General features: G+C 71.3%; 20 protein-coding genes. 5 read left to right on the top strand and 15 right to left on the bottom strand.

The window, feature by feature from the left end:
- Nucleotides 1-30: 30 nt before the first annotated feature.
- The 5 genes from ffh to ACIGYR_RS18130 all read right to left on the bottom strand — a co-directional run bounded on the left by ffh (nt 31) and on the right by ACIGYR_RS18130 (nt 7,801).
- Nucleotides 31-1,581, bottom strand: a complete 1,551-nt coding sequence (gene ffh, locus ACIGYR_RS18110) for a signal recognition particle protein (protein ID WP_399598346.1) — start codon at nt 1,579-1,581, stop codon at nt 31-33.
- Between the two features lie 84 nt (nt 1,582-1,665).
- The gene (locus ACIGYR_RS18115) at nt 1,666-4,155 is read right to left on the bottom strand and encodes a [protein-PII] uridylyltransferase (RefSeq protein ID WP_399598345.1); all 2,490 of its coding nucleotides are present in this window, start codon (nt 4,153-4,155) and stop codon (nt 1,666-1,668) included.
- Between the two features lie 29 nt (nt 4,156-4,184).
- Nucleotides 4,185-4,523 carry a P-II family nitrogen regulator gene (locus ACIGYR_RS18120; RefSeq protein ID WP_039656487.1) on the bottom strand — a complete coding sequence of 113 codons (339 nt, stop codon included), beginning with the start codon at nt 4,521-4,523 and terminating at the stop codon, nt 4,185-4,187.
- Nucleotides 4,520-5,866, bottom strand: coding sequence for an ammonium transporter (amt, locus tag ACIGYR_RS18125; protein WP_391847246.1), 1,347 nt, complete (start codon nt 5,864-5,866; stop codon nt 4,520-4,522). Before amt ends, ACIGYR_RS18120 begins: the two co-directional genes overlap by 4 nt.
- 456 nt (nt 5,867-6,322) lie before the next feature.
- Nucleotides 6,323-7,801 (bottom strand): hypothetical protein, encoded by a 1,479-nt coding sequence (locus ACIGYR_RS18130; RefSeq protein ID WP_399598340.1) that lies wholly within the window; start codon nt 7,799-7,801, stop codon nt 6,323-6,325.
- Nucleotides 7,802-8,258: 457 nt separating this feature from the next.
- Between ACIGYR_RS18130 and ACIGYR_RS18135 the strand changes: the two genes are divergently transcribed.
- Nucleotides 8,259-8,915 (top strand): bifunctional DNA primase/polymerase, encoded by a 657-nt coding sequence (locus ACIGYR_RS18135; protein ID WP_399598338.1) that lies wholly within the window; start codon nt 8,259-8,261, stop codon nt 8,913-8,915.
- A gap of 117 nt (nt 8,916-9,032) precedes the next feature.
- On the opposite strand, the gene ftsY is transcribed toward ACIGYR_RS18135, so the two are convergent.
- The gene (ftsY, locus tag ACIGYR_RS18140; RefSeq protein WP_391847240.1) at nt 9,033-10,244 is read right to left on the bottom strand and encodes a signal recognition particle-docking protein FtsY; all 1,212 of its coding nucleotides are present in this window, start codon (nt 10,242-10,244) and stop codon (nt 9,033-9,035) included.
- A 170-nt stretch (nt 10,245-10,414) separates the two neighbouring features.
- On the opposite strand from ftsY, the gene ACIGYR_RS18145 reads away from it, so the two are divergent.
- Both ACIGYR_RS18145 and ACIGYR_RS18150 read left to right on the top strand, forming a co-directional pair.
- Nucleotides 10,415-11,869, top strand: a complete 1,455-nt coding sequence (locus ACIGYR_RS18145) for a cytosine permease (RefSeq protein ID WP_399598334.1) — start codon at nt 10,415-10,417, stop codon at nt 11,867-11,869.
- Between the two features lie 120 nt (nt 11,870-11,989).
- The gene (locus ACIGYR_RS18150; RefSeq protein ID WP_399598331.1) at nt 11,990-12,961 is read left to right on the top strand and encodes an LLM class flavin-dependent oxidoreductase; all 972 of its coding nucleotides are present in this window, start codon (nt 11,990-11,992) and stop codon (nt 12,959-12,961) included.
- A gap of 224 nt (nt 12,962-13,185) precedes the next feature.
- Here the strand turns inward: ACIGYR_RS18150 and ACIGYR_RS18155 are convergent, their stop codons facing one another.
- From ACIGYR_RS18155 to ACIGYR_RS18170, 4 genes are all read right to left on the bottom strand, one after another.
- Nucleotides 13,186-14,604, bottom strand: a complete 1,419-nt coding sequence (locus ACIGYR_RS18155) for a sugar porter family MFS transporter (protein WP_399598328.1) — start codon at nt 14,602-14,604, stop codon at nt 13,186-13,188.
- 227 nt (nt 14,605-14,831) lie between these two features.
- Nucleotides 14,832-18,710, bottom strand: coding sequence for an AAA family ATPase (locus tag ACIGYR_RS18160; RefSeq protein ID WP_399598325.1), 3,879 nt, complete (start codon nt 18,708-18,710; stop codon nt 14,832-14,834).
- A gap of 244 nt (nt 18,711-18,954) precedes the next feature.
- The gene (locus ACIGYR_RS18165; RefSeq protein WP_391847230.1) at nt 18,955-19,158 is read right to left on the bottom strand and encodes a hypothetical protein; all 204 of its coding nucleotides are present in this window, start codon (nt 19,156-19,158) and stop codon (nt 18,955-18,957) included.
- Nucleotides 19,159-19,538: 380 nt separating this feature from the next.
- Nucleotides 19,539-19,820, bottom strand: coding sequence for an acylphosphatase (locus tag ACIGYR_RS18170; protein ID WP_391847228.1), 282 nt, complete (start codon nt 19,818-19,820; stop codon nt 19,539-19,541).
- A 199-nt stretch (nt 19,821-20,019) separates the two neighbouring features.
- Between ACIGYR_RS18170 and ACIGYR_RS18175 the strand changes: the two genes are divergently transcribed.
- Nucleotides 20,020-21,420: a CAP domain-containing protein gene (locus ACIGYR_RS18175; RefSeq protein WP_399598321.1), complete on the top strand. Its 1,401-nt coding sequence runs from the start codon at nt 20,020-20,022 to the stop codon at nt 21,418-21,420.
- A 274-nt stretch (nt 21,421-21,694) separates the two neighbouring features.
- Here the strand turns inward: ACIGYR_RS18175 and ACIGYR_RS18180 are convergent, their stop codons facing one another.
- Nucleotides 21,695-22,279, bottom strand: a complete 585-nt coding sequence (locus tag ACIGYR_RS18180; RefSeq protein WP_391847220.1) for a flavodoxin family protein — start codon at nt 22,277-22,279, stop codon at nt 21,695-21,697.
- A 137-nt stretch (nt 22,280-22,416) separates the two neighbouring features.
- Here ACIGYR_RS18180 and ACIGYR_RS18185 point away from each other — a divergent pair, with 137 nt between their 5' ends.
- Nucleotides 22,417-22,812, top strand: coding sequence for a winged helix-turn-helix transcriptional regulator (locus ACIGYR_RS18185; protein WP_399598317.1), 396 nt, complete (start codon nt 22,417-22,419; stop codon nt 22,810-22,812).
- On the opposite strand, the gene mutM is transcribed toward ACIGYR_RS18185, so the two are convergent.
- The 4 genes from mutM to ACIGYR_RS18205 all read right to left on the bottom strand — a co-directional run bounded on the left by mutM (nt 22,785) and on the right by ACIGYR_RS18205 (nt 25,391).
- The gene (mutM, locus tag ACIGYR_RS18190) at nt 22,785-23,645 is read right to left on the bottom strand and encodes a bifunctional DNA-formamidopyrimidine glycosylase/DNA-(apurinic or apyrimidinic site) lyase (RefSeq protein ID WP_399598315.1); all 861 of its coding nucleotides are present in this window, start codon (nt 23,643-23,645) and stop codon (nt 22,785-22,787) included. The genes ACIGYR_RS18185 and mutM overlap by 28 nt on opposite strands.
- 93 nt (nt 23,646-23,738) lie before the next feature.
- Entirely contained in the window at nt 23,739-24,551 is an 813-nt protein-coding gene (gene rnc, locus ACIGYR_RS18195; RefSeq protein WP_391847214.1) for a ribonuclease III, read from the bottom strand.
- A gap of 19 nt (nt 24,552-24,570) precedes the next feature.
- Nucleotides 24,571-24,744, bottom strand: coding sequence for a 50S ribosomal protein L32 (rpmF, locus tag ACIGYR_RS18200; protein WP_003951102.1), 174 nt, complete (start codon nt 24,742-24,744; stop codon nt 24,571-24,573).
- A 2-nt stretch (nt 24,745-24,746) separates the two neighbouring features.
- A complete protein-coding gene (locus ACIGYR_RS18205) occupies nt 24,747-25,391 on the bottom strand; it encodes a YceD family protein (protein ID WP_399598312.1) in 645 nt (214 codons plus the stop codon).
- Nucleotides 25,392-25,524: the final 133 nt, after the last annotated feature.

A 25,524-nucleotide genomic window follows, 5' to 3' on the forward strand; every position in this document is an offset into this window, starting at 1 on the left:
GAAGGGCGCCCCGGCGATGCACGGGCCCGGTCAGCCCATGAACTTCTTGAACTCGTCCGGCAGCTCGAAGTCCTGACCGCCCTGCTGCGGCAGCCCGAAGGCGCCCCCGCCCTGGGCGGCGGCCTCGCGGCGCTGGGCCTCCTCCAGCTCCTGCTGCCTGCGCTTCATCGGGTTGCCGGAGCGCTGCTTGCCCTTGGCCTTCTTCTGCTGCTTCTTCTGCCGGCCGGGGCCGCCGCCCATGCCCGGGATCCCCGGCATGCCCGGCATGCCGCCGCCCTGAGCCATGCGGGACATCATCTTGCGGGCGTCGAAGAACCGCTCGACCAGGTTCTTCACCGCGCTGACCTCGACGCCGGAGCCCTTGGCGATGCGGGCGCGGCGCGAGCCGTTGATGATCGTCGGGTCCTGGCGCTCGCCCGGCGTCATCGACTTGATGATCGCGGCGGTGCGGTCGACGTCCCGCTCGTCCAGGTTGGCGATCTGGTCCTTGATCTGGCCCATGCCCGGGAGCATGCCGAGCAGCTTGCTGATGCTGCCCATCTTCCTGACCTGCTCCATCTGGGACAGGAAGTCGTCCAGGGTGAAGTCCTGGCCCTTCTTGGACGCCAGCTTCGAGGCCATCTTCTGGGCCTCTTCCTGGCTGAACGTCTTCTCCGCCTGCTCGATCAGGGTGAGCAGGTCACCCATGTCGAGGATGCGGGAGGCCATCCGGTCCGGGTGGAACGCGTCGAAGTCGTCCAGCTTCTCGCCGTTCGACGCGAACATGATCGGCTTGCCGGTGATCTGCCGGATGGACAGCGCGGCACCACCGCGGGCGTCACCGTCGAGCTTGGACAGGACCACGCCGTCGAAGCCGACGCCGTCGCGGAATGCCTCGGCGGTGTTGACGGCGTCCTGACCGATCATGGCGTCGACCACGAACAGGATCTCGTCCGGGGAGACCGCGTCCCGGATGTCCGCGGCCTGCTGCATCATCTCGGCGTCGATACCGAGGCGGCCGGCGGTGTCCACGATCACGATGTCGTGGACCTTGGACTTCGCGAAGTCGATGGAGTCCTTGGCGACCTTCACCGGGTCACCGACGCCGTTGCCCGGCTCCGGGGCGTACACGGCGACGCCGGCGCGCTCGGCGACGACGCTCAGCTGGTTCACGGCGTTCGGGCGCTGGAGGTCACAGGCGACCAGCAGCGGGGAGTGGCCCTGCTCCTTCAGCCACCGGCCGAGCTTGCCCGCGAGGGTGGTCTTACCGGCACCCTGGAGACCGGCCAGCATGATCACGGTCGGCGGCTGCTTGGCGAAGCGCAGACGCCGGGTCTCGCCGCCGAGGATGGTGACCAGTTCCTCGTTGACGATCTTGAGGACCTGCTGGGCCGGGTTCAGCGCCCGGGAGACCTCGGCGCCGAGTGCGCGCTCCTTGAGGTTCTTGACGAACGTACGGACGACGGGCAGGGCGACGTCCGCCTCGAGGAGCGCGATACGGATCTCGCGGGCCGTGGCGTCGATGTCCGCCTCGGCGAGCCGTCCCTTGCCGCGCAGGTTCTTGAAAGTCGCTGACAGGCGATCGGAGAGAGTGTCGAACACGGCGCTCGCGGTCCTCGGGGTCGGTGACGGTCTTGTAGGAATCGCCCTCCAGGGTATCCCGGCGTGGCGGGGACCGGGGCAGGGTCATCCGCGGAGCGTCTCCTCCAGGGCCCGGGCCGTCGATGTCGCGTCCCCGCCGGGCAGCGGGTCGCCCGCCGGCGTCGTGACGTAGAACGCGTCCACCGCGTTGGAGCCCAGGGTGCTCACATGCATGCTGCGCACCCGCACACCCGCCTTCTCCAGGGCCGTCCCGATGCGGTGCAGCAGGCCCGGCGCGTCCTGGGCGCGGACCTCGATCACCGTGGCGTGGTGGGAGGCCGCCGGGGCCACCGTCACCCTGGGCGGCGGGGCGGTCCAGCCTCGGCGGCGCGGGTAGGCGGCGTCCCGTTCGGCCAGGCGGCCGGCGATGTCCAGGGAGCCGTCCAGGGCGCGGACGAGGTCGGCGCGCAGGCGGGTCGCCTGCGGCAGGGAGCCGTACTCGGCGGCGACCCGCCAGTTGAGGAGGAGGAGCCTGCCCTCGTCGTCCACGTCGTCCGGCAGGCGCAGGGCGCGCAGTTCCGCCGTGCGGACGGTGAGGCGGTGCACGGCGAGGACGCCGGCGACCGCGGGCAGTACGCCCGGCTGGTCGGGGACGGCGATGAGGAGTTCCACGCCCAGCGGTTCCGGATCGCCGGGCTGCTCCTCGTCCGGCACCGGTTCGGTCTGGGCGCGCAGGGCGAGGACGGGGCCGCCGGTGCGGTGGGCCTCGATGGCGAGGCGCTCCTGCTCGGCGGTGGGCGCGGCCGGCTCGGGCTCGTCGGGGGCGTCTCCGGCGAGGAGCGCGGAGACGCGCCGTACGAGGTCGGCGACGAGGGAGCCGCGCCAGGAGGACCAGGCGGCCGGGCCGGTCGCGAGGGCGTCCGCCTCCGTGAGGGCGTGCAGCAGCTCCAGAGTGCTGTGGGTGCCGACCGCCTCGGCGACGGAGCGGACGGTGGCGGGGTCGTCCAGGTCGCGGCGGGTGGCCGACTCGATCAGCAGCAGGTGGTGGCGGACGAGTGCCGACAGGACGGCCACGTCGGCGCGGTCGAAACCGATCCGCGCCGCGACGTCCTTGGCGATGATCTCGCCGGCCAGCGAGTGGTCGCCGGGCCAGCCCTTGCCGATGTCGTGCAGCAGGGCGGCGACCAGGAGCAGGTCGGGGCGGCTGACTCGGCGGGTGAGCTCGGAGGCGCGGACGGCGGTCTCGATCAGGTGCCGGTCGACCGTCCAGAGGTGGACGGCGTTGCGCTGGGGGCGGCAGCGGACCCGTTCCCAGTCCGGGAGCAGGCGGGTGATCAGGCCCTCGGCCTCCAGGGCCTCCCAGACGTCGACCGTCGGGCGGCCGGAGCCGAGCAGGGTGACCAGCTGTTCGCGGGCTTCGGCGGGCCAGGGGGTGGGCAGCGGGCGCACGGCGGCGGCCAGGCGCCGTACGGCGTGCAGCGAGAGCGGGAGGCCGGCCTGTGCGGCGGCGGCAGCGGCCCGCAGCGGGAGGACGGGGTCGCGCTCGGGACGGGCGGTGCGGGCGAGCACCACCTCGCCGTCCTGTTCGACGACGCCCTCGGCGAGCGGGGAGCGCTCGGCGACGGGCCTGCCGCCGCCCAGCATGGCGCGCAGGCGCGGACGCACGGCTCGTGAGCGCAGTACGCGCCCCACTTCGCGCCAGGTGACGTCGCTGGCGTACGCGATGACCCGCGCCGCCTCATAGACCTGCCGCAGCAGGGCGTCCGCGTCGAGCAGGCCCAGCTCGGTGGCCACCTGGTCCTGTTCCTGGAGGGCGAGCCGGTCGGTGGCGCGGCCGGTGGCCAGATGGAGGGCGTCGCGTACGTCGAGCAGGCGGCGGCGGGCCTCGGCCAGGCCCTCGCGGGGGGCGTCGGCGAGCCAGGAGGCGGCGACGGCGCGCAGGGCGGTGGCGTCGCGCAGGCCGCCGCGGGCCTCCTTGAGGTCGGGTTCCAGCAGGTACTGGAGCTCGCCCTGGCGTGCGGCGCGGTCGGCGCACAGTTCCTGGAGCTCCGGGAGGCGTTTGGGGGCCTGGTTGCGCCAGTCGGCGAGGGCGGCGGTGCGCAGGCCGGCGGTGAGTCCGGCGTCGCCGGCGAGGTGGCGGGCGTCCAGCAGGCCGAGGTGGACCTTCAGGTCCTCACCGGCCGTCCTGCGGGCCTCGGCGGGGGTGCGCACGGAGTGGTCGAGGGCGAGGCCGAGGTCCCAGACGGGGTACCAGAGCCGGTCGGCGAGGGCGGCGACCGCGCCGGGGTCGGAGCCGTCGTGCAGCAGGACGAGGTCCAGGTCGCTGCGCGGGGACAGTTCGCCACGGCCGTAGCCGCCGACGGCGACGAGCGAGACGCCGTCGAGTCCGCCCTCCCGGTGCCCACCGCCCTTCTGCGGGAGTCGCTCCGCCGCCACGGTGAACAGCCGGGCGAGCCAGCCGTCGGTCAGTTCGGCGAGGGCGGTACGGCGCGGCGGCCCGGACCGCGCCCCCTCGGTGAGGAGGCGCAGCCGGGCCGCCGCGTAGCCGCCGGGTCCCGAGTCTTCTGTCTCTTTCCGTACATCCGTACCGGTCACCCAGCGACTCCTTGTTCCGTTGCTCCCGCTCAGAGCGCGTCCGGGCCGCGCTCACCGGTGCGGACCCGTACGGCCGTCTCGACCGGAAGGGACCACACCTTGCCGTCTCCGATCTTGCCGGTACGAGCCGCCTTGACGACGACCTCGATGAGCTGTTCGGCGTCGTCGTCCTCGGCCAGCACCTCGATGCGGATCTTGGGGACGAGGTCGACGGTGTACTCGGCGCCGCGGTAGACCTCGGTGTGTCCCCGCTGCCGGCCGTATCCGCTGGCCTCGGTGACCGTCAGCCCGTGGACGCCGAAAGCCTGGAGGGCTTCCTTGATCTCGTCCAGCCGGTGGGGCTTGACGACCGCGGTGATGAGCTTCATGCGTCCACCTTCTTGTTCTTCTGCGGGGCGGCCGGGGCCGGGGCGGTGGAGGTGGAGCCGATGACACCGCCGCCGGTGCCGCTGAAGTCGTACGCGGTCTCGGCGTGCTCGGCCTGGTCGATGCCGGAGACCTCCTCCTCCTCGCTGACCCGCATGCCGATGGTCCTGTCGAGCAGGAAGGCGAGGACCGCGGAGACGACCAGGGAGTAGGCGAGGACCGCGAAGACACCCGCGCACTGCTTCCACAGCTGGTCGAAGGAGTGGTCGCCGTAGAAGACGCCGGTCGCCTCCGACTGGCCCTTGCCGGTGGCGAAGAAGCCGATGAGCAGGGAGCCGATGATGCCGCCGACCATGTGCACACCGACGACGTCGAGGGAGTCGTCGAAGCCGAACCGGAACTTCAGTCCGACGGCCGCGGCGCAGGCGACACCGGCGATGGCGCCGACGGCGATCGCCCCGAGCGGGGAGACGGCGCCGCCGGACGGGGTGATGGCGACCAGACCGGCGACCGCGCCGGAGGCGGCGCCGAGCGTGGTGAACGCGCCGTGCCGGATCTTCTCGTACGCGAGCCAGGCCAGCATGGCGGCGGCGGTGGCGACCTGCGTGTTGACGAACATCAGCGCGCCGACGCCGTCGTCGTTGCCGAGCCAGGAGCCGGCGTTGAAACCGAACCAGCCGAACCAGAGCAGACCGGCGCCGAGCATGACCAGCGGGAGGCTGTGCGGGCGCATCGGGTCCCGCTTGAAGCCGACCCGCCTGCCGATGACGAGGATGACGCCGAGGGCCGCCGCGCCGGCGTTGATGTGGACCGCCGTACCGCCCGCGAAGTCGATCACACCGAGCTTGTAGGCCCAGCCGTCGGCGCCCCAGACCCAGTGCGCGACCGGGACGTAGACGATCGTCACCCACAGGGCGACGAAGAGCGCCCAGGCGGAGAACTTGACCCGGTCGGCGAGGGCGCCGCTTATCAGGGCCGGGGTGATGATGGCGAACATCAGCTGGAAGACCATGAAGACGTAGATCGGGATGGTGTAGCCGTCCCAGAGTTCCGTCAGCCCGATGTTGCTGAGGCCGATCCAGTCGGCGTTCCAGCCGAGGAGGCTGTTGCCCGTGCCGAAGGCGAGGGAGAAGCCGTAGAGCACCCACAGGATGGTGACGATCCCGAGGCTGATGAAGCTCATCATCAGCATGTTCAGGGTGCTCTTGACCCGGACCATGCCCCCGTAGAAGAAGGCCAGACCCGGGGTCATGAGCATCACCAGGGCGGAACAGATGAGCATGAAGCCTGTGTTGGCGGACGACAGTCTGGGTGCGTCCGCCGCAAGCATGATGGCTGGTGCCATCGGCGTCTCCTCGTCGGTTGGTGCGGCCCCGTGCGGGCGGTGCCTGAGCGGTCCGGTCGGTTGAGGGGTGGGCCGGTTATGCGCCATGAGACTGGCGCAGCGCGGTTTCGGTGGAAGCCCCTCGTTGTTTCGCCGGGGTGACGAAGGCGCCCTGCGTGTTACGCGTCCATGAACTGCCGGATGCCGGGCACGCCGATCGTTATCGTGACGCAATCGCCGCGGCCGGGACCGCGACCGGACGCCGGCTCGATCGCGACCATCGGTCGAGGAACGACGACGGCGAGCAACCACGTCCGCGGGAGCAACCACGTCCGCGGGAGTGGCGCCGGCCCAGGCGCAGGAACGGACCGGCCGCGGCGGGCCTCTCGATGACCTGGCATGGGGGAGCCGAGTCGGGCAGTTCGGGAGGACCGGCCGCGGCCGGGGCATGTGGTGCTCGAGGTGACCGGGGGTGGGTCAGACCGCCTCTGCGGTCTCCGGCAGGTCGACGGCGAGTTTCTCGGAGAGGCCGACCACGGCGGCGAGGTCGCCGTGGTCGCGTACGGCCGTGTCGACCGTCTTTCGGATACGTGTGTTCACCCGCTCGGAACGGACCTTCTTGGCGATGTCCATGGCTTGCGCGGCGTACTCGGCGCTGTGCTCGGGCTCGCGCTGGAGGAGGTGCACGGTGGCCATGCCGATGAGGTTGAGCGCGTACGACCGCTGATGCTCGGCGTCCTTGGCGAACAGCTCCACGGCTCGCCCCATGAGCGGTTCGGCGAGGGAGGCGTAGGTGGGGCTGCGCCCGGCGACGTAGGCGAGGTCGCGGAAGGAGTGGGAGTTCTCGCCGTACAGCTCGGCTTCGGAGAAGAAGCGGATCCAGTCGGGGTCCGGCTCGTCCCACTCGTCGGACTCGGCGAAGGTGTCCTCGGCCATGCGGACCGCGCGTTTGGTCTTGCCGGGCTGGCCCATGTTGGCGTAGGCGCGGGCCTCCATCGCATACAGCATGGACTGGGTGCGCGGGCTCGCGCAGTCACGGCTGCCGTACTGGGCGAGGTGGATCAGCTCCAGTGCGTCATCGGGCCGGCCCAGGTGGATCATCTGGCGGCTCATGCTGGACAGGACGTACGAGCCGAGGGGCTTGTCACCGGCTTCCTTGGCCGCGTGCAGGGCGAGCACGAAGTACTTCTGGGCGGTGGGCTGGAGGCCGACGTCGTACGACATCCAGCCGGCCAGCTCGGCCAGTTCGGCGGCGACCCGGAACAGCGTGCGGGTGGTGGCCTCGGGCTGGGGCTCCTGGAGCAGGTCGGTGACCTCGTGCAGCTGGCCGACGACCGCCTTGCGGCGCAGGCCGCCGCCGCACTGGGCGTCCCACTGGCGGAACATGCGCGTGGTCGACTCCAGCAGGTCCAGCTCGGGCTGGGACAGCCGGCCCGGCCTGCGCGGGTCCAGCGCGGACTGGGGCTCGGCCGGGGCCGGGGAGGCCGCGGTGGGCACGAGCCAGCGCTGCATGGGCTCGATCAGGGAGGGTCCGGCGGACAGGGCGAGCGAGGTCCCGAGGAAGCCGCGCCGGGCGAGCATCAGGTCGCTGCGGGAGAACTCGCCGAGCAGGGCGACCGTCTGCGGGCCGGTCCACGGCAGGTCGACACCGGAGGCGGCGGGCGACTGGCGGACGGCGCGCAGGCCGAGGTCCTCGATGGAGACCACGCAGCCGAAGCGCTCCGAGAACAGCTCCGAGAGGATGCGCGGGATCGGTTCGCGGGGGTTCTCCCCGTCGAGCCAGCGGCGCACTCGCGAGGTGTCGGTGGAGATGTGGTTGGCACCTAACTGGCGTGCCCTGCGGTTCACCTGGCGGGCCAGCTCGCCCTTGGACCAGCCGCTGCGCACGAACCACGAGCCGAGCAGCTCGTTGGGGCGCTTGTCAGCGTTCGTCCCGCTACCGCCGTTGCCGCCCACTGGAACGCCCCCACTCCCGAGACCACTTGTCGCCCTGCTGCGCCAAGCCCTATCAGAATGCCGGTAAATACGGCTCCCCGTCCGCCGGTTCTCACTCTTCGAACGAGTCGACGACTTGCCTCCGGCATACCCACGGGTGCATGTGCCCCCAGGACTCGCACACTCACAGTAATCCCACGATCACGCGTCCAGCCACGGGGATCCCAGAAACGCCACCATTCGCCACCCCTTCGAATGAACTCACGGTCGGCTCCGCGCGATTCACTTGACACAGGACGACTGGAAGTCGGCGGAGTGATGCACGCGGGGGCGCATGGCTCCCCGGTACCACCCGGTGCGCTCCAAGGCGCCGCCTTGGCCGCTCGACCGCACGGGAAGGCGGAGCCGTAGCGTTACGTTCCGCTTACGTCTCGTTCCGCGTCGTAACCACCGGCGCGCCGGACCCGTTGGAGGGGGCATGGGCTTCACGATCGGCGGCATCCGCGAGATCCGTTCCGGCACGCGTCGGCGCGGCCGCTCCGCGGAGTGCACCGCCGTCGCCGAGTTCACCGGGCTGTGGGGCTGGGACGTGGTGCCGGGGGCGCGGGCCGCCGGGGGCGCCTGTTCGTGCGGGCGGTCCGGCTGCCCGGCGCCGGGCGCGCATCCGCTGGGCTTCGCCCCCCAGGTGCCGGCCGGGGCCACGCTGGACGAGGTGACCAAAGCCTGGTCCGAGTTCCCGGGCGCCTCGGTGATGCTGCCGGTCGGCCAGGCGTTCGACGTCATCGAGGTCTCGGAGCCGGCCGGCCGTCGTGCCCTGGTCCGCCTGGAGCGCATGGGCCTCCCCCTCGGCCCGGTGACCGCCACCCCGGACGGCCGCGCCCACTTCTTCGTCGCGCCCGGCGCCGCCGCCGACCTCCCCCGGCTGCTCTACCGCATGGGCTGGGACGCTCCGGCCGCGCTGGACCTGCGCGGTCTCGGCCCCGGCGCACACATCACCGCCCCGCCCTCCGACCGCGGCGGCCTCGGCCCGGTGCGCTGGCTGCGCCCGCCCGCGCTGGACTCGGCGACCCGGCCGCCGGCGGCGCGGCTGCTGCTCGGCACGCTGGCGTACGTCGCCCACCGGTCGCGTACGTGACCCGCCGCCGCAAGGCGAAGCGCCCGTCCCCGACTGCACCTTGGGGGCGGGCGCTTCTTCCTCGGTCCTGGGAACGTTCCCAGGATGAGCGGGACACCTCCGCGTCCGGAGGCGGGTTCACTCACCGATAAGGGCATCCACGAACGCCTCCGGCTCGAACGGCGCGAGATCGTCCGCGCCCTCGCCGAGCCCGACCAGCTTGACCGGCACACCCAGCTCGCGCTGGACCGCGACCACGATGCCGCCCTTCGCCGTGCCGTCCAGCTTGGTCAGCACGATGCCGGTGATGTCCACCACCTCGGCGAACACGCGGGCCTGGACCAGGCCGTTCTGTCCGGTGGTGGCGTCCAGGACGAGCAGTACCTCGTCCAGCGGCGCGTGCTTCTCGACGACGCGCTTGACCTTGCCCAGCTCGTCCATGAGGCCGGTCTTGGTGTGCAGACGGCCGGCGGTGTCGATGAGGACGACGTCGACCCCCATCTCCTTGCCTTCCTTGACCGCGTCGAAGGCGACGGAGGCGGGGTCGCCCGCCTCCGGGCCGCGCACGGTGTAGGCGCCGACGCGCTCGCCCCAGGTCTGGAGCTGGTCGGCGGCGGCGGCCCGGAAGGTGTCGGCGGCACCGAGCACGACCGTGCGGCCGTCGGCCACGAGCACGCGGGCGAGCTTGCCGGTGGTGGTGGTCTTGCCGGTGCCGTTGACGCCGACGACCATCACGATGCCGGGCTTGCGGTCCTCGGGCTCGGTCTTCACGGTGCGGTCGACATCGGTGCCGACCAGCTTGAGGAGTTCCTCGCGCAGCAGGCCGCGCAGATCCTCCGGGGTGCGGGTGCCGAGCACCTTGACGCGTTCGCGCAGGCGCTCGACCAGTTCCTGGGTGGGTTGCACGCCGACGTCGGCGGTGAGCAGTGTGTCCTCGATCTCCTCCCAGGTGTCCTCGTCCAGGTGCTCGCGGGAGAGCAGGGTGAGCAGGCCCTGACCGAGGGCGTTCTGCGAGCGGGACAGGCGGGCACGCAGGCGGACCAGCCGGCCTGCGGTGGGCTCCGGGATCTCGAGTTCGGGAACCTCGAGAGGGGGGCCGACGGGGGGTTCTTCGACGACGACCGGTGCGGGGCCGCCGGGGAGATCCACCTCCTCGATCGTCCGGCGCGGTTCGTCGCGCGGTTTCTCGGCCTCGTCGCCGACGTGCGGCTCGGCCGGGGGCGCGGTGATGTCGGGCGTCTTCGGGGGTGGCGGGGGCAGCGACTTCTTGCGTCGGCTGCCCACGATCAGCCCGCCGAGCGCGCCGAGCACGACCACGGCGATGACTACAGCAAGGATGACGATTTCCATAACCCGACCAGTATCGGCCATGGGGTACTCGGCAGCGCCGTTTGTGCCTTCATCCGAGAGACAAAGGCCACTTAGCATGAGGACTCGGAGCAAAGTACGATGGTGCGACCTCTATCCACGCGCGTAGAGTCCCCACGTCACACTGTCCCCCCACGTCTGGCACCTCTTTCATGAGCAAATCCGTCGAGACCGAAGGCGCTCTCGAAACCCGCGGTATCGAGCAGGTCCCCGACCACGAGCGCACCGCGAAGACCCGAGAGCTGTTCCCCACGTGGGTCGGCGCGAACATCAGCGTGCTGCTGCTGACGATGGGCGCGAGCCTGGTCGTGGCGTACCACCTGAACATCTGGCAGGCGCTGGTCGTCGCCGTGGCCGCGCCGATCGTGTCGTACGGCCTCGTCGGCCTGATCGGCATCGCGGGCAAGCGGGGCGGCGCGCCGGGCATGGCGCTGTCGCGCGCGGTCTTCGGTCAGCGCGGCAATCTGCTGCCCGGTTCGCTGATCTGGGTCGCCCGCTGGGGCTGGGAGACGATCAACGCGGTGACCGGCGCCTACGCCATGCTCACCATCCTGGACATCCTGTTCGGCATCAGGACGAACAGCGTGCTGGACATGGTGACCCTGGCGGTCTTCGTCGTGGCGACCTTCGCGATCTCCGGGCTCGGCATCAACGCCGTGCAGAAGTGCAACAAGTACGCGACCTACCTCTTCGCCGTCTTCTCGGTGCTGGTCCTGGGTTACCTGGTGGCGAACACCGACTGGTCGAAGGTGATGGACCACAGCGCCGGCTCCACGGCCGCGGTGATCACCGGCATCGGCATGATCGCGGCCGGCGGTGTCAGCTGGATCCCGTCCGCGCCGGACTTCACCCGCTACCTGCCGCGTACGGCGTCCTCGAAGGCGATCGTGGGTACGGCGGTGGGCGGCGCCGGTGTCGTGGTGCTCCCGATGGTCCTGATGGGCGCGGTGATGGCGGTCTCCACGCCCGACCTGGCCTCGGCGACCGACCCGGTCTCCTTCCTCGGCGAGATCCTGCCGACGTGGATCGCGGTGCCCTACCTGTGCATCGCGCTGATCGGCATGCTGCTGATCAACTCGATGTCGATGTACTCGGCGGGCTTCACCGCGCAGACCCTGGGCTTCAAGGTGCCGCGGCACTGGGCGGTCTCGGTCAACGCCGTGATCTCGCTGATCTTCGGCGGGGTGCTGATGCTGGTGGCGACGAGCTTCATGGGTTCGTTCATCGCCTTCCTGTCGCTGCTGGCGGTCGCCTTCTCCGCGTGGGTCGGCGTGTTCGGGACGGACATGCTGCGCCGCACCGAGTACGACGGCCGGGCCATGGCGGACACCACGCGCACCAGCGCCTACTGGTACCGGGGCGGCTTCTCCCCCGCGGCCGTGGCCGCCTGGGCGATCGGCCTGCTGGCCGGCCTGATGTTCACCACCTCGGACTGGTTCACCGGCCCGCTCGCGAAGAACAACGTGATCGGCGAGTACGGCCTCGGCTGGGTCGCCACGATCGTGATCTCGGGTGTGCTGTACCTGGTGCTGCCGAAGCCGGCGGTGGCGGCTCCGGCCCAGGCCGCCGACGAGCGGGCCGAGGAGCGGGCGACCGTCGACGCCTGACCGCGGGCTCGACCGGAGGGCCACGTCACCCCCCGAGCCCGTCCTCGTGTCCCCATGGCCATCTGACGCTATGTCAGTTACCGTCCCCCTCCACCGCTTCGCACCGGAGGGGGACTTCCCATGCCCGTCACGGTCGTACGCTTCAACCTCGTCGCGCCCGGCGCCCCTCCCGGCGTGCTGTCCGCCCGCTACCGGGCCGCGCTGGAGATGGCGGCGTACGCGGACGAGCACGGGATCAGCACCGTGCAGACGGAGGAGCACCACGGCGCCGACAACAACTGGCTGCCGTCACCCTTCACCTTCGCCGGCGCGGTGTTCGGGGCCACCCGCCGGATCGCGGTCACGGTGTCGGCGGTGATCGGCCCGCTGCACGACCCGCTGCGGCTGGCCGAGGACATCGCCGTGCTGGACCTGCTGAGCGGCGGCCGGCTGGTGACCGTGGCCGGAATCGGTTACCGGCCCGAGGAGTACGCCCTGTTCGGCGTCGACTGGAAGCGCCGGGGCAGGCTCCAGGACGAGCTGCTGGAGACCCTGCTGATGGCCTGGACCGGCGAGGAGTTCGCGTACCGGGGCCGCAGGGTACGGCTCACCCCGCGGCCGTACACCGATCCGCACCCCCTGCTGCTGGTGGGCGGCTCCTCGAAGGCCGCCGCCCGCCGGGCCGCCCGGCTCGGCCTGCCGTTCTTCCCGAGCGCGCATCTGCCGGAGCTGGAGGCGTATTACAAGGAGCGGCTCACCGAGTACGGCACCGAGGGCTGGACGATGATGCCGGCCGCCGAGACCCCGCTGCTGCACCTCGCCGAGGATCCGGACCGGGCGTGGGCCGAGTACGGCGGCCACTTCCTGCACGAGGCCCGGACCTACGCCTCCTGGCAGTCGGACCAGATCCGCTCGGCGGTGAAGTCGGCGGCCACGACCGTGGATCAGCTGCGCGCGGAGGGCGTGTACCGGATCCTCACCCCGGAGCAGTGCGTGGCACAGGGGCTGGACAGCCTGGTGCTGCATCCGCTGGCGGGCGGCATGCCGGTGGAGGAGGGATGGCGAAGCCTCCGGCTGCTGGCCGAGCGGGTGCTTCCGGCACTGGGTGACTGAGCCCGGCAGCCACTGGACCGCCGTGTGCTGAGCCGGTGGCCACTGGACCGCCGTGCGCTGAGCCCGGCAACCGCTGGACCGCGCGTGCTGAGCCGGTGACCGGGGGAACGACACCGCCGCCCCCGGTCCGGGCAGTGGCCGGGCCGGGGGCGGCGGACGGTACGAGGAGAGGGGCAGCGGGGACTTGGCCCTTCTCCCCGAGTTCGGGAGCCTCGCTACGCGGGTCAGCCCATCTCTTCCAGGGACTTGCCCTTGGTCTCCTTGACGAACTTCAGGACGAACGGGATGGAGAGCGCGGCGAAGATCGTGTAGATCACGTAGGTACCGGAGAGGTTCCAGTCGGCCAGCGACGGGAAGCTCGCGGTGATGGCCCAGTTGGCGATCCACTGTGCGGAGGCGGCCACACCCAGGGCGGCGGCGCGGATCCGGTTCGGGAACATCTCGCCGAGGAAGACCCAGACCACCACGCCCCAGGAGAGGGCGAAGAAGAGGACGAACACATGGGCGGCGACCAGGGCGACCCAGCCCTGGGTGGCCGGGAGCTTGCCGTCCACCAGGTCGTAGGAGAACGCCCACGCCTCCAGCGCGAGGCCGACGACCATGCCGACCGAGCCGATCAGGGCGAGCGGCTTGCGGCCGACGCGGTCCACGAAGATCATCGCGATCACGGTGCCGACGATGTTGATGATCGACGTCGTGAAGGAGTAGAGGAACGAGTCCGTCGGGTCGACGCCGACCGACTGCCACAGCGTCGAGGAGTAGTAGAACGCGACGTTGATGCCGACGAACTGCTGGAAGACCGACAGGCCGATACCGACCCAGACGATCGGCTTGAAGAAGAAGGAGCCGCCCAAAAGGTCCTTGAAGGAGGACTTGTGCTCCCGCTTCATGGCGTGCTCGATCTCGGCGACCCGGGCGTCCAGGTCGATCTTGTCGCCCTCGACCTCCTTGAGCACCTCGCGGGCGCGCTCCTTGCGGCCGACCTCGATCAGGAAGCGCGGCGACTCGGGGATCGCGAAGGAGAGCAGGCCGTAGAGGACGGCCGGGATCACCATGACGCCGAGCATGACCTGCCATGCCTCCAGGCCCAGCAGCTTGCCCCGCTGGTCACCGCCCGCGGCGTTCAGGATGGCCCAGTTCACGAGCTGGGAGACGGCGATGCCGACCACGATCGCGGCCTGCTGGAAGGAGCCGAGCCGGCCGCGGTAGGCCGGCGGGGCCACCTCGGCGATGTAGGCGGGGCCGATGACCGAGGCCATGCCGATGGCGAAGCCACCGATGATGCGCCAGAAGGCGAGGTCCCACAGCGCGAAGGGCAGTGCGGAGCCGACGGCGCTGATCGTGAAGAGGACGGCGGCGATCTGCATGCAGCGGATGCGGCCGATCCGGTCGGCTATGCGGCCGGCCGTGGCGGCGCCGATGGCACAGCCGATCAGGGCGATCGCGATGACCTGCGCGAGGGCCGCGGAGCCGATGTCGTAGCGACTGCGGATGGCCTCGACAGCGCCGTTGATGACGGAGCTGTCGTACCCGAAGAGGAATCCGCCCATGGCGGCCGCCGCCGCGATGAAGATGACATGCCCGAGATGCTCGGGATGAGCCGTCCTGGCTCCTGGCTGAGGTGCCTGCGCAGTGCTGGTCACGAAAAAACTCCTCGGGCCGCGGCAACGCTGCCGGGGTGGGGTGATCCCTTCCAGGTATCCCGTGGCGCACAGGTTCACACCACTCACACCTGAAGGTAAAGGCAACGTTGCAGAGACTATGCCTTCAAGTTTCGAAGTCAATAGTTCAATGGCTGTGAGTTTTGAGATACATCAAGGCACTCCGTGTTCAAGAAGTGAACCCAGAGTGAGTTGATCTCGGAAAGGGGTTACCGCAGCCGCTGCGAGATGACCTTCGACACGCCGTCGCCCTGCATGGAGACGCCGTACAGCGCGTCGGCGACCTCCATCGTGCGCTTCTGGTGCGTGATCACGATCAGCTGCGATGCCTCTTGGAGCTCCTGCATGATCCGGATCAGCCGCTGGAGGTTGGTGTCGTCCAGCGCGGCCTCGACCTCGTCCATGACGTAGAACGGGCTCGGCCGGGCCTTGAAGATCGACACCAGCAGCGCGACGGCCGTCAGCGAGCGCTCACCGCCCGAGAGCAGGGAGAGGCGCTTGACCTTCTTGCCCGGCGGGCGCGCCTCGACGTCCACCCCCGTGGTGAGCATGTTGTCGGGGTCGGTCAGCACCAGGCGGCCCTCGCCGCCCGGGAACAGCCGGCCGAAGACGCCCTCGAACTCGCGGGCGGTGTCCCGGTACGCCTCGGTGAACACCTGCTCGACGCGCTCGTCGACCTCCTTCACCACTTGAAGCAGGTCGGCGCGGGTCTTCTTCAGGTCCTCCAGCTGCTCGCTGAGGAATTTGTGCCGCTCCTCCAGTGCGGCGAACTCCTCCAGCGCCAGCGGGTTGACCTTGCCCAGCTGCTGGTACGCCCGCTCGGCTGCCTTGAGCCGTTTCTCCTGCTCGGCGCGTACGAAGGGGCGGGGCTGATTGCGCGGGTGCTCGGGGTCGTCCGGCAGCTGCTCGCCGTCGGCGGGGGGCGAGGGCGGCACGAGCTGGCCCGGACCGTACTCCGCCACCAGCCCCTCCGGTTCGACACCCAGCTCCTCCAGCGCCTTGGCCTCCAGCTGCTCGATACGCAGCCGCTTCTCGGCGCCGAGTACCTCGCCCCGGTGCACCGAATCCGTCAGCTTGTCGAGTTCCGCCTTCAGTTCGCGGCCGGCCGTGCGGGCGGTGGCCAGCTCCTGCTCGCCCCGGGCCTTGGCCGCCTCGGCAGCGGAACGCTCCTGCTCCGCCCGGGCCAGGGACACCTCGACGTGCGCGAGCAGCTGCCGGGCACCGGAGGCGACGGCCTCGGCCACGGCCGCCTCGTGCCGCAGCCGGGCCCGGCGCTGCTCGGCACGTGCGCGTGTCTCGCGTTCGGCGCGGGCCGCCCGGTCCAGCGAGTCGGCGCGCCCGACGAGCCCCTTGACCCGCTCCTCGTGCGTACGGGCCTGGAGGCGGGCCTCCATCTCGGTCTGCCGGGCGTTGGCCCCGTCGGCGGCGAGCCGGTCCCGCACCGAGGTGTCCGGCTCCTCCGCCACCGGCATCTCCTCGGCCACGGCCAGCCGCTCGGCCAGTTCCTCGGCCTCCTGTACGGCCTTCTCCAGCGCTTCCTGCGCGCGCGCCGCCGCCGCGGCCGACCGTTCGGCCTCGCCCGCGGCGCCCCGCGCCTGTCCGGCCAGCCGCCCGAACTGCTGGGCCACAGCCGACTTCTCCCGGTCGGCGGCCCGCCGCCGCTCGCCCAGCTCCTCGACGAGGGCCGCGGCCTGCCCGCGGCGCTCGGCCGCCGTGTGCTGTGCCTCGGCCAGCTCCGCACAGCGGACCGCCAGCTCGGCCAGCTCGGCGGCGGCCTCGTCCACTGACGCCTGCACCTCCAGCAGGCTGGGCGCGCCGGCGGAGCCGCCGTGCGCGAAGTGGGCGCCGAGGAGGTCGCCCTCGGCGGTCACGGCGGTCAGCTCCGGGCGGGCGTAGACCAGGGTCTCGGCGTCCTCCAGGGTGTCCACGACCACGATCGCGGCCAGCAGCCGGCGTACGGCGGCCATGAGTTCGGCGGGGCCGCGGACCAGGTCGGCGGCGAAGAGGGGGGTGCGGGTGAGGGGGGTGCCGGAGAGAGGGGTGCCGGAGGGAGGGGTGCCGGAGGGAGAGGTGCGGGGCGGGTCCTCGTGTGCGGGAGCGTCGGGGCTGGGCGCGCCGTTCCCCGCGCCCCTTCGGGGCGACACAGCGGCATCGTCCAGTGCCGGATCCTCGTGGTGGAGCGCGCCGTTCCCCGCGCCCCTTCGGGGCGACACAGCGGCATCGTCCAGTGCGGGATCCTCGTGGTGGAGCGCGCCGTTCCCCGCGCCCCTTCGGGGCGATGGGGCGGCGTCGTTCGGTGCGGGATCGTCGGGGGTGAGTCTGCCGCTCGGTGTGCCGTTGCTCGGGGCCCTTGGGGGGGTGTCGTCCGGGGCTCCCGTCAGGAGCAGGGCCGCTCGGCCGCCGTCCTGTTTGCGTAGGAGCTTGATCGCCTCGGCCGCCGCCGCCGGGGTCGTCACGGCGATCGCGTCCGCCGCCGCCCCGAACGCGGCGGCCAGCGGGATCTCGTAGCCGGCGGTGACCGTCAGCAGTTCGGCGGCCGGGCCGAGGATGCCGGTGAGCCGGTCCCGGGCGCCGAGCAGTATCCCGGTGCCGTCCTTGCGGCGCAGGCCCAGCGCCAGCGCCTCGTGGCGGGCCTGGGTCGCGGCGCGCCGGCGCTCCGCGGCGGTGACTGCCTCGCGGGCCGCGCTCAGGGCGCCCTCGGCCTCGGCGAGCTGTCTTTTGGCGGCCTCGTGCCGTCCGGCCAGGTCGGCGTCGCCGGCGTCCAGACCGTCGACCTCGGCCTGGAGAGCCTCGTACTCCTCCTGCGCGTGCACCGCCCGTTCCTGCGCCTCGTCGCGGGCCATGGCCAGCCGGTCGATCTCGGCCTGGGCGGAGGCGGCACGCGAGCGGGCCGCGTTGACCTGCCCGGTCAGCCGGGCCAGTCCCTCACGGCGGTCGGCGATGGCGCGGGCGGCGTCCTTCAGCCGGCGCTCCTCCGCGGCCAGCTCACGCTCCAGTTCGGCGCGGTGGGCGACGGTGTCGTCCAGGGCTCGCTGAGCCGCTTCCAGGGCGGCCTCCAGCTCGGCCTCCTGCTCACGGATGCGGGCGGCCTCCCGCTCCAGGTCCTCGGGGTCCCGGCCCCGCCGCTCCTCCAAGGGCGCGGAGGTGGCGCTCTTGACCCGGGCGTCGGCCAGCGAGACGGTGCCGCGTACGCGCTCGGCCAGCTGCGACAGCTCGTACCAGGTCTGCTGGGCGCGCTGGAGGCGCGGGGTGAGCCGGCGTACCTCGTCCTCCAGCAGGGACTCGCGGTGGAGCGCCTTCTTCAGCTCCTGCTCGGCCGTCTCCTTGCGTTCCTTCAGGGCCGCCTCGTCGGCGACCTCGGCCTGGAGGGCGTCGCGCAGGCGTACCAGGTCGTCGGCGAGGAGCCGTAGCCGGGCGTCGCGGAGGTCGGCCTGGATGACGGCGGCCCTGCGTGCCACCGCCGCCTGGCGGCCCAGGGGCTTGAGCTGGCGGCGCAGTTCGTCCGTGAGGTCCTGCACGCGCGCGAGGTTGGCCTGCATCGCGTCCAGCTTGCGGAGCGCCTTCTCCTTGCGCTTGCGGTGCTTCAGGACCCCGGCCGCCTCCTCGATGAAGGCGCGGCGGCCCATGGGGTCGGCGTGCAGGACGGAGTCGAGCTGGCCCTGACCGACGATGACGTGCATCTCGCGGCCGATGCCGGAGTCGGAGAGGAGTTCCTGGATGTCCAGCAGACGGCAGGTGTCTCCGTTGATCTGGTACTCGCTGCCGCCGTTGCGGAACATGATCCGCGTAATGGTGACCTCGGCGTACTCGATGGGCAGGGCCCCGTCGGAGTTGTCGATGGTCAGGGACACCTCGGCACGGCCCAGCGGCGGGCGGCCGGTGGTGCCGGCGAAGATGACGTCCTCCATCTTGCCGCCGCGCAGCGACTTGGCGCCCTGTTCGCCCATGACCCAGCTGAGCGCGTCCACGACGTTGGACTTGCCCGAGCCGTTCGGACCGACGACACACGTGATCCCCGGTTCGAAGCGGAGCGTGGTCGCCGAGGCGAACGACTTGAACCCGCGGAGGGTCAGGGCCTTGAGGTGCACGCCGCCGGACTCTACCCGGCGCCGCTATCTCACTCCACGAACACTCGCAACCCCTCGGTTTCGCCACTGAACACGCAGGGCAGACCAGACGTTAAAGAAGGTGAAAGGATGCGGGGGGAAGAACGAAGGGACGCCGAAGCGTCCCTTGCAACTCTGATGACTGGTTTCCAGTCGAACGGATCAACTGAGCGGTTGATACGGGCAGCCTGATCGCTGCTACTGCTGTCGTGGAGCGATACGGCGATCAGGTCAGCGCAGGCTCCGCCTGGCGTGCGTCGATGCTCTCCATGATCCTGTCCTGAGACGCGGCAGCCGTCAGTGCGTCGTTCTCAGCCTGGATCCGTACGAGCTCGGACTCCAGGTCCTGTACGCGCTGTTGCAGCCGTCGCATCTCGGCGAGGAGTCGAGGGTCGGAGCCGCCGACGTAACCGAGAAGCGCCTTTGCCATGATGGATGGTCCTCCACAATGAGTGACCGACCGATGCGGTGTGGGTCGTGAGGGATTCGCACCCGCGGTGCTTGGCACATCCGGGTGTTGCTCTGGTGTTGCTCCATGCCAAACAGCTAAGGTGCGCGGGGCTTTCAGCGTCTCACCAAAAAGTTTGACGGTCAACACGATCACACCCTGTATTGGCGGGCGAACCGGGATGCACGGCCGGGAAAACGGCGGTGCTACGACTTCTCCGGGCCCTCAGGGCGTGGCGACCAGCAGTACCAGCGGAGCCTGCCATGCCACGCCCCTCTTGGCAACCACCAGGGCGTTTCCGCTTTCCGCACGTGCCTCTGGCAGATTGCCGCGCTCCGGCCCGCGGGCTCGGCGGACCCGGCTCAGCGGATGGCGAAGCCGTCGTAGCCGCCCCGCGGTGTGTCCCAGATCTCGGTGACGCCGGCCACGTGTCCGGGCGTGTCGCTGCCCTGGAGCCAGTCCAGCAGCCCCTCGCACCCCTCGCGCGACCCCTCCGCGACCACCTGGACCCGGCCGTCGGCCAAATTGAGAGCAAAACCACTCAGCCCGCCGATCTCCAGCGCCTTGGCGCGCGTGAACCAGCGAAAACCCACACCCTGCACGCGTCCACGTACCCAGGCGACCAGTCGTACATCCTCACTCATGGGTGCAACCTAACCAGCCGGTGTCGTCCGGGACACGTCGTCCCCCGTGCGGCATGAGGTACCGTCCGGACCCAGTGCATCGCATATGAAAACTCACTCGATCGAGTGGGTCGGGTCGGCCAGAGGGAGCGACTCGCCGGCGAGTCGCTCGCCGTGCGGGCACCAGGTCGACCGCGCGTACGAGGAAGAGGGCAAGGACATGGGACGCCACCGACGCTCCGCCGCCGGCCGCGCCGCCACCGGCCGCTCCACGGGAGCTACGCACACGCAAAGCTCCGGCAGCGGGAGCGAGGACGCCCAGCACTCGTCCACGTGGCAGCGCCCGCTCCCCATGGGCACAGCGCCCTACCTGAACCCCGAGGCGTACGCCGAGGCCACGGCCAAGGCCAGCGCCTACTTGTTCGCGACGGACGCCGACGCGGCGTCGGCCACACCCGGCTCCGGCTCCGGCTCCGGCTCCGGCTCATGGGGCGACGGCTCCCCGGGCGGCGGTTTCACCCCGGACGGCGGGCCGTCCGGTGACCGTCGGCGGCGGAACAAGACCATGCGACCGGTGCGCGCGGGTCTGCTCGGCGTGTCCGTCGCCGTCGCCCTTGGCACGGTCGCGGTGGCCGCGGGTGTGATGCCGGGCCTGGACAACTACCGCCTCGGCGGTGGCTCGCACACCGCCGGCGGGGACCGGGTGCAGAGTGCGGCGGCTCCCCGCAACACGGAGAGCGCGCAGGGCGGTGCGTCGGGCAGCGCCGGCGGCGGTGGCCGCGCGGACGGCCGTTCGTACGGCTCCGCCACCAGCGGCACGAGGCCGACCGCCTCTCCGAGCCCGTCCGCCTCCGCCTCCCCCTCCAAGCCGGCGTCCCCCACGCCGGCCCCGCCGAAGAAGGCCACGGAGAAGCAGGCCGCGAAGAAGCCGGCGCCGAAGGCCAGGCCCGCCCAGCCGGCCAAGCCCGCCGCGCCCCCGGTGCCGGCGAAGCCCGAGGCCGAGCCGAAACCGTCGAGGCCGGCCACCCCCTCGACGCCGCCCAAGCCCTCCGCGCCCGCCACGTCGGCACCGCCCAAGGCCTCCGCGCCCGCCACGTCGGCACCGCCCAAGCCCTCCGCGCCCGCCACGCCGGCGCCACCCACGCCGTCCGCGTCCGCCACCTCGGCCGACCCGAAGCCCACCCCGTCCCGTACGGCCACGAAGGAGCCGTCGCCGGCCTCCACGCCGGTGACGGTGCCCCTGGAGGCCACCATCGGGGCCGAGGTGCTGAACCTGGTCAACGACGAGCGGGCCAAGGCCGGCTGCAGTCCGCTGGCGGCGAACTCCGCGCTGACCGGGCTGGCCGAGACGTTCAGCGACGACATGGCCGCGCGGGACTTCTTCGCCCATACGGATCCCGAGGGCAGGACGCCCTGGGACCGGGCCGCGAAGGCCGGGGTCACCGGTCTCGGCGGCGAGAACATCGCCCGCGGCCAGGCCGACGCGGCGGCCGTGATGACGGTCTGGATGAACAGTGCCGGCCACCGCGCCAACATCCTGAACTGCGGCTTCAAGACGCTCGGTGTCGGCGTCCACTTCGGCGCGGGCGGCCCCTGGTGGACGCAGGAATTCGGCTACTGAGCCGCCGAGGGGACTGCCACGGCGGCCTGAGCGGTTTCCCGCCGGCGGTGGGGTGAGGGCGGATCAGGCTGCCGTCGTACCCGAGGCGGGGTGCCGTCGTCGGCCGCCCCGCCGCCGGCCCCGTTGACCGCCCTGTTGCCGATGACGCTCGACGGCCGACGGCAGGGAGCCGGGCAACCGGCAGGTGGAGCACGGCCGCCCACGGGGGTACGGCGGCGGCCCCGGGCCCCCTTGGAGCGGGGGCCCGGGGCCATGGGCGGGGTGCCGGCCGGCCTTACGCGGCGACGCGCCCGCGGGCGAACACCTTCGCCGTCTCCGTCACCCGGTGGCCCAGGTGCTCGGCGGTGGCCAGGTCGGCCTTGTGGACGCCCTCGGGGCCCTGGTCGGTGTTGGTCTGGGCGGCGGCGCCGGCGAAGAAGCCGAGGCGGTTGAGGTCGTTCTCGGAGGCGGTGGTGCTGTTCCAGCCGGGGAGCAGACCGAGGTTGACCCAGTGCATGCCGTGCTGGGCGGCCAGCGTCTGGAAGAACTGGAGGGTGTGCAGCTTGTCGCCGCTCTTGGAACCGGAGTTGGTGAAGCCGGCGGCCAGCTTGTCCTTCCAGTCCTGGCCGAACCAGCGCTTCGAGGTTGCCTCGGCGAACGCGTGGAAGGCGCCCGACGCGGTGCCCATGTAGGTGGGCGAGCCGAAGACGATCGCATCGGAGCGGTCCAGCGTCTCCCACTGCTCGTCGGTGATCTCGTCCACCTTGATCAGGTGCACCTCGGCACCCGCTTCGGCGGCGCCGGCGCGGACGGCCTCGGCGAGGACGGCGGTGTGGCCGTAGCCGGAGTGGTAGGCGATGGAAACGACGGGCGTGGTCATGCGAACTCCTCGGAAAAGGCAGCGGAGAGCGGCGGCTCGACGGGGAGCGCTGCTCCGAAGCGGTAACCCCAGGAAAGCACTAACTTGTAGTTAGTGCAACCTGGTGGCTAGCGCTGCGTGGGCGTACCCTTGACGCCATGAGCGCGCCCACCCAGGACCACGACGACCTCGCGTACGACGTCTTCGCCAAGGCGTGTCCGTCACGCGGCACGCTGGAGCACGTCACGGGCCGCTGGGGCGGTCTGACGCTCGGCGCGCTGTACGAGGGGTCGCTGCGCTTCAACGAGCTGCGCCGCCGCGTGGACGGGGTGAGCGAGAAGATGCTGTCCCAGACGCTGCACGCGCTGGAGCGCGACGGCCTGGTGCACCGCGAGGCGCAGCCGACGAACCCGCCCCGCGTGGACTACGAGCTGACCCAGCTGGGCCGCCAGGTCGCCGAGCGGCTGCTGTCCCTCATCCACTGTGTGGAGGGCGCGATGGACGACGTCCTCGCGGCCCGCGCGCGTTACGACGAGACGCGCGGCGCCCTCTGACACTTGGGGCAGAAGTAGCTGGAGCGGTTCATCCAGGGCCGCCGCCGCATCGGGGTACCGCACCGCTTGCACGGCAGGCCCTCGCGGCCGTAGGCGTCCAGGGACCGGTCGAAGTAGCCCGACTCGCCGTTGACGTTGACGTACAGGCTGTCGAAGCTGGTGCCGCCGACGGAGAGTGCCGCGTTCATCACGTCCCGGACATGGCCGAGGAGTTCCGCCGTGACCGGGCGGGTGAAGTTCGCCGTCGGGCGCTCGTAGTGGATGCGGGCGCGCCACAGGGCCTCGTCCGCGTAGATGTTGCCGACCCCGCTGATCAGCGACTGGTCCAGCAGGGCCCGCTTGATGGTGGTGCGCTTGCGGCGCAGCGCCTGGTGGAACGCCTCGTCGTCGAAGAGCGGGTCCAGCGGGTCCCGGGCGATGTGCGCGATGACGTCGGGCAGGCCGTCGGGGGTGTTGTCGTGCAACGACAGCCCGCCGAACGTGCGCTGGTCGACGAAACGGAGCTCCGTGCCGAGTGAGTCGGCGAACCGGACCCGGATGCGCAGGTGTTTCTCGTCCGGCGCGTCGTGCGGCTGGACCAGCAGCTGGCCACTCATGCCGAGGTGGGCGAGGACGGACTGGTTCGTCTCCTCCAACGGCAGCCACAGGTACTTGCCGCGCCGGGAGGGCATGCCGATGTGGTGGCCCTTGAGCCGGTGCGCGAAGTCGTCGGGCCCGGCGAGGTGCCGGCGTACGGCACGCGGGTGCAGCACCTCGGTCTCGGCGACGGTCCGGTGGGCGACCCAGCGCTCCAGGCCACGCCGGACGACCTCGACCTCGGGCAACTCGGGCATCGGACCCCCGTCAGAACCGTACGGACCGGTGGATGAACCGAGCGCCCGCACCGGCGTGGACGGCCGGGCGGGCGCTCGCGTGCTGCTTCTTGCTCAGGCGGTGGCGGACGACGGGTCGCCGTCCTTGGCCGCGGCTTCCGCGGCCTCCACGGTCGCCGTGGCTTCCGCGGCTGCCTTGGCTCGCTCGTCCGCCGCGGCCCGGATGGACCGCCAGGCGGACTCGGCGGCCTGCTGCTCCGCCTCCTTCTTGCTGCGGCCGGTGCCGGTGCCGTACGAGACGCCTCCGACGCGGGCGGCAGCAGTGAAGATCTTCTCGTGGTCGGGGCCGGTCTCCGTGACCAGGTACTCGGGTACGCCGAGTCCCTCGATCGCGGTCAGCTCCTGCAGGGACGTCTTCCAGTCCAGGCCGGCGCCGAGATTGGAGGACTTCTCGATCAGCGGGTCGAACAGGCGGTGCACCAGTTCGGAGGCCGCGTCGAGGCCCTGGTCGAGATAGACCGCGCCGATCACCGCTTCAAGGGTGTCGGCGAGGATGGATGCCTTGTCCCGGCCGCCCGTGCCCTCTTCACCCCGGCCGAGCCGGATGAAGGAGCCCAGGTCGAGGCCGCGGCCGACCTCCGCCAGCGCACGTGAGTTGACCACCGCGGCCCGCAGCTTGGCCAGCTGGCCTTCGGGCAGGTCGGGGTGGGTGCGGTACAGCGTGTCCGTGACGACGAGGCCGAGCACGGAGTCCCCGAGGAACTCCAGCCGCTCGTTCGTCGGCAGACCGCCGTTCTCGTACGCGTAGGAACGGTGGGTCAGCGCTCGCACCAGAAGGGCGGACTCGACCTGGTAGCCGAGCCGCCCTTCCAGAAGCGTGTGGGACGAGGCCTGATTGTCCGCAGAGTTCTTCTTCGGCGTGGACACAGTGCCTCTCACCAGCCGCTCAGACCTCGAGGACCTGGCGCTTGTTGTAGGTGCCGCAAGACGGGCACGCGATGTGCTGCTGCTTGGGCTCGTGGCAGCGCTCGCACGCAACCAGGGTGGGGACCGCAGCCTTCCACTGCGACCGGCGGTGGCGCGTGTTGCTGCGCGACATCTTCCGCTTCGGAACAGCCACGGCTACTTCTCCTGCTTCTCGTCGACGCCCGCTTCGGCGCCGCTCATCTCGTCCTTCTCGCCGTCCGTCATCGAACCGGCGAGTCCCTGCAAAGCCGCCCAACGGATGTCGACGGCGTCGTGGTGGTGGTCCGGGTCGTCCGCGAGCCGCGCTCCGCACTCGGAGCACAGTCCAGGGCAGTCGTCCTGGCACACCGGCTGCATCGGCAGTGCGAGCACCACCGCATCGCGCAGCACGGGTTCGAGGTCGATCAGACCGTCCTCGACATGGAGCCTGTCCTCGTCGTCCTCGGCGTCGTCGCCCGGTTCCGCGATCACGCGGCCCCGGTCGTCGGCGTCAGGGTACGAGAACATCTCCTGGAAGTCCGCTTCGAGCTCCAGCTCGACCGGCTCCAGACACCTTACGCACTCCCCCTCGGCCACCGCACGGGCGGTGCCTGTGACAAGCACCCCTTCCATGACCGACTCGAGGCGGAGTCCGAGCTCCATCGGGGCGCCTTCCGGCACTCCGATGACCCCCGGGATGCCGAGATCCCTGGGAGCGTCGATCTCGCGGGTCAGGCGCTTCAGCGCACCAGGACGCCGACCCAACTCGTGCGTGTCGATCACGAGGGGGTTGCGGTGGTCGAGGCGGGCGTTGGAAGCCATTCCTGCTTTCGATCTACTAACTCGAAGGGACGCCACCCGTCGGATTCCCGGGCAGCGTTGATCGCGGGGCATACGCGCGACCGAACAGCCAGGATACTGGACCTTTCGCTCAGCGCCCAATCCGGTGTCCCGG

This window comes from Streptomyces sp. NPDC053076 (assembly GCF_044546845.1).
Taxonomy (GTDB): Bacteria; Actinomycetota; Actinomycetes; order Streptomycetales; family Streptomycetaceae; genus Streptomyces.

Excerpts from the sequence above, each read along its gene's own strand:
- ACIGYR_RS18120 (WP_039656487.1), bottom strand. The coding sequence starts at position 4,523 with ATGAAGCTCATCACCGCGGTCGTCAAGCCCCACCGGCTGGACGAGATC.
- amt (WP_391847246.1), bottom strand. The coding sequence starts at position 5,866 with ATGGCACCAGCCATCATGCTTGCGGCGGACGCACCCAGACTGTCGTCC.
- ACIGYR_RS18135 (WP_399598338.1), top strand. The coding sequence starts at position 8,259 with ATGGGCTTCACGATCGGCGGCATCCGCGAGATCCGTTCCGGCACGCGT.
- ftsY (WP_391847240.1), bottom strand. The coding sequence starts at position 10,244 with ATGGAAATCGTCATCCTTGCTGTAGTCATCGCCGTGGTCGTGCTCGGC.
- ACIGYR_RS18145 (WP_399598334.1), top strand. The coding sequence starts at position 10,415 with ATGAGCAAATCCGTCGAGACCGAAGGCGCTCTCGAAACCCGCGGTATC.
- ACIGYR_RS18150 (WP_399598331.1), top strand. The coding sequence starts at position 11,990 with ATGCCCGTCACGGTCGTACGCTTCAACCTCGTCGCGCCCGGCGCCCCT.
- ACIGYR_RS18165 (WP_391847230.1), bottom strand. The coding sequence starts at position 19,158 with ATGGCAAAGGCGCTTCTCGGTTACGTCGGCGGCTCCGACCCTCGACTC.
- ACIGYR_RS18170 (WP_391847228.1), bottom strand. The coding sequence starts at position 19,820 with ATGAGTGAGGATGTACGACTGGTCGCCTGGGTACGTGGACGCGTGCAG.
- ACIGYR_RS18175 (WP_399598321.1), top strand. The coding sequence starts at position 20,020 with ATGGGACGCCACCGACGCTCCGCCGCCGGCCGCGCCGCCACCGGCCGC.
- ACIGYR_RS18180 (WP_391847220.1), bottom strand. The coding sequence starts at position 22,279 with ATGACCACGCCCGTCGTTTCCATCGCCTACCACTCCGGCTACGGCCAC.
- ACIGYR_RS18185 (WP_399598317.1), top strand. The coding sequence starts at position 22,417 with ATGAGCGCGCCCACCCAGGACCACGACGACCTCGCGTACGACGTCTTC.
- mutM (WP_399598315.1), bottom strand. The coding sequence starts at position 23,645 with ATGCCCGAGTTGCCCGAGGTCGAGGTCGTCCGGCGTGGCCTGGAGCGC.
- ACIGYR_RS18205 (WP_399598312.1), bottom strand. The coding sequence starts at position 25,391 with ATGGCTTCCAACGCCCGCCTCGACCACCGCAACCCCCTCGTGATCGAC.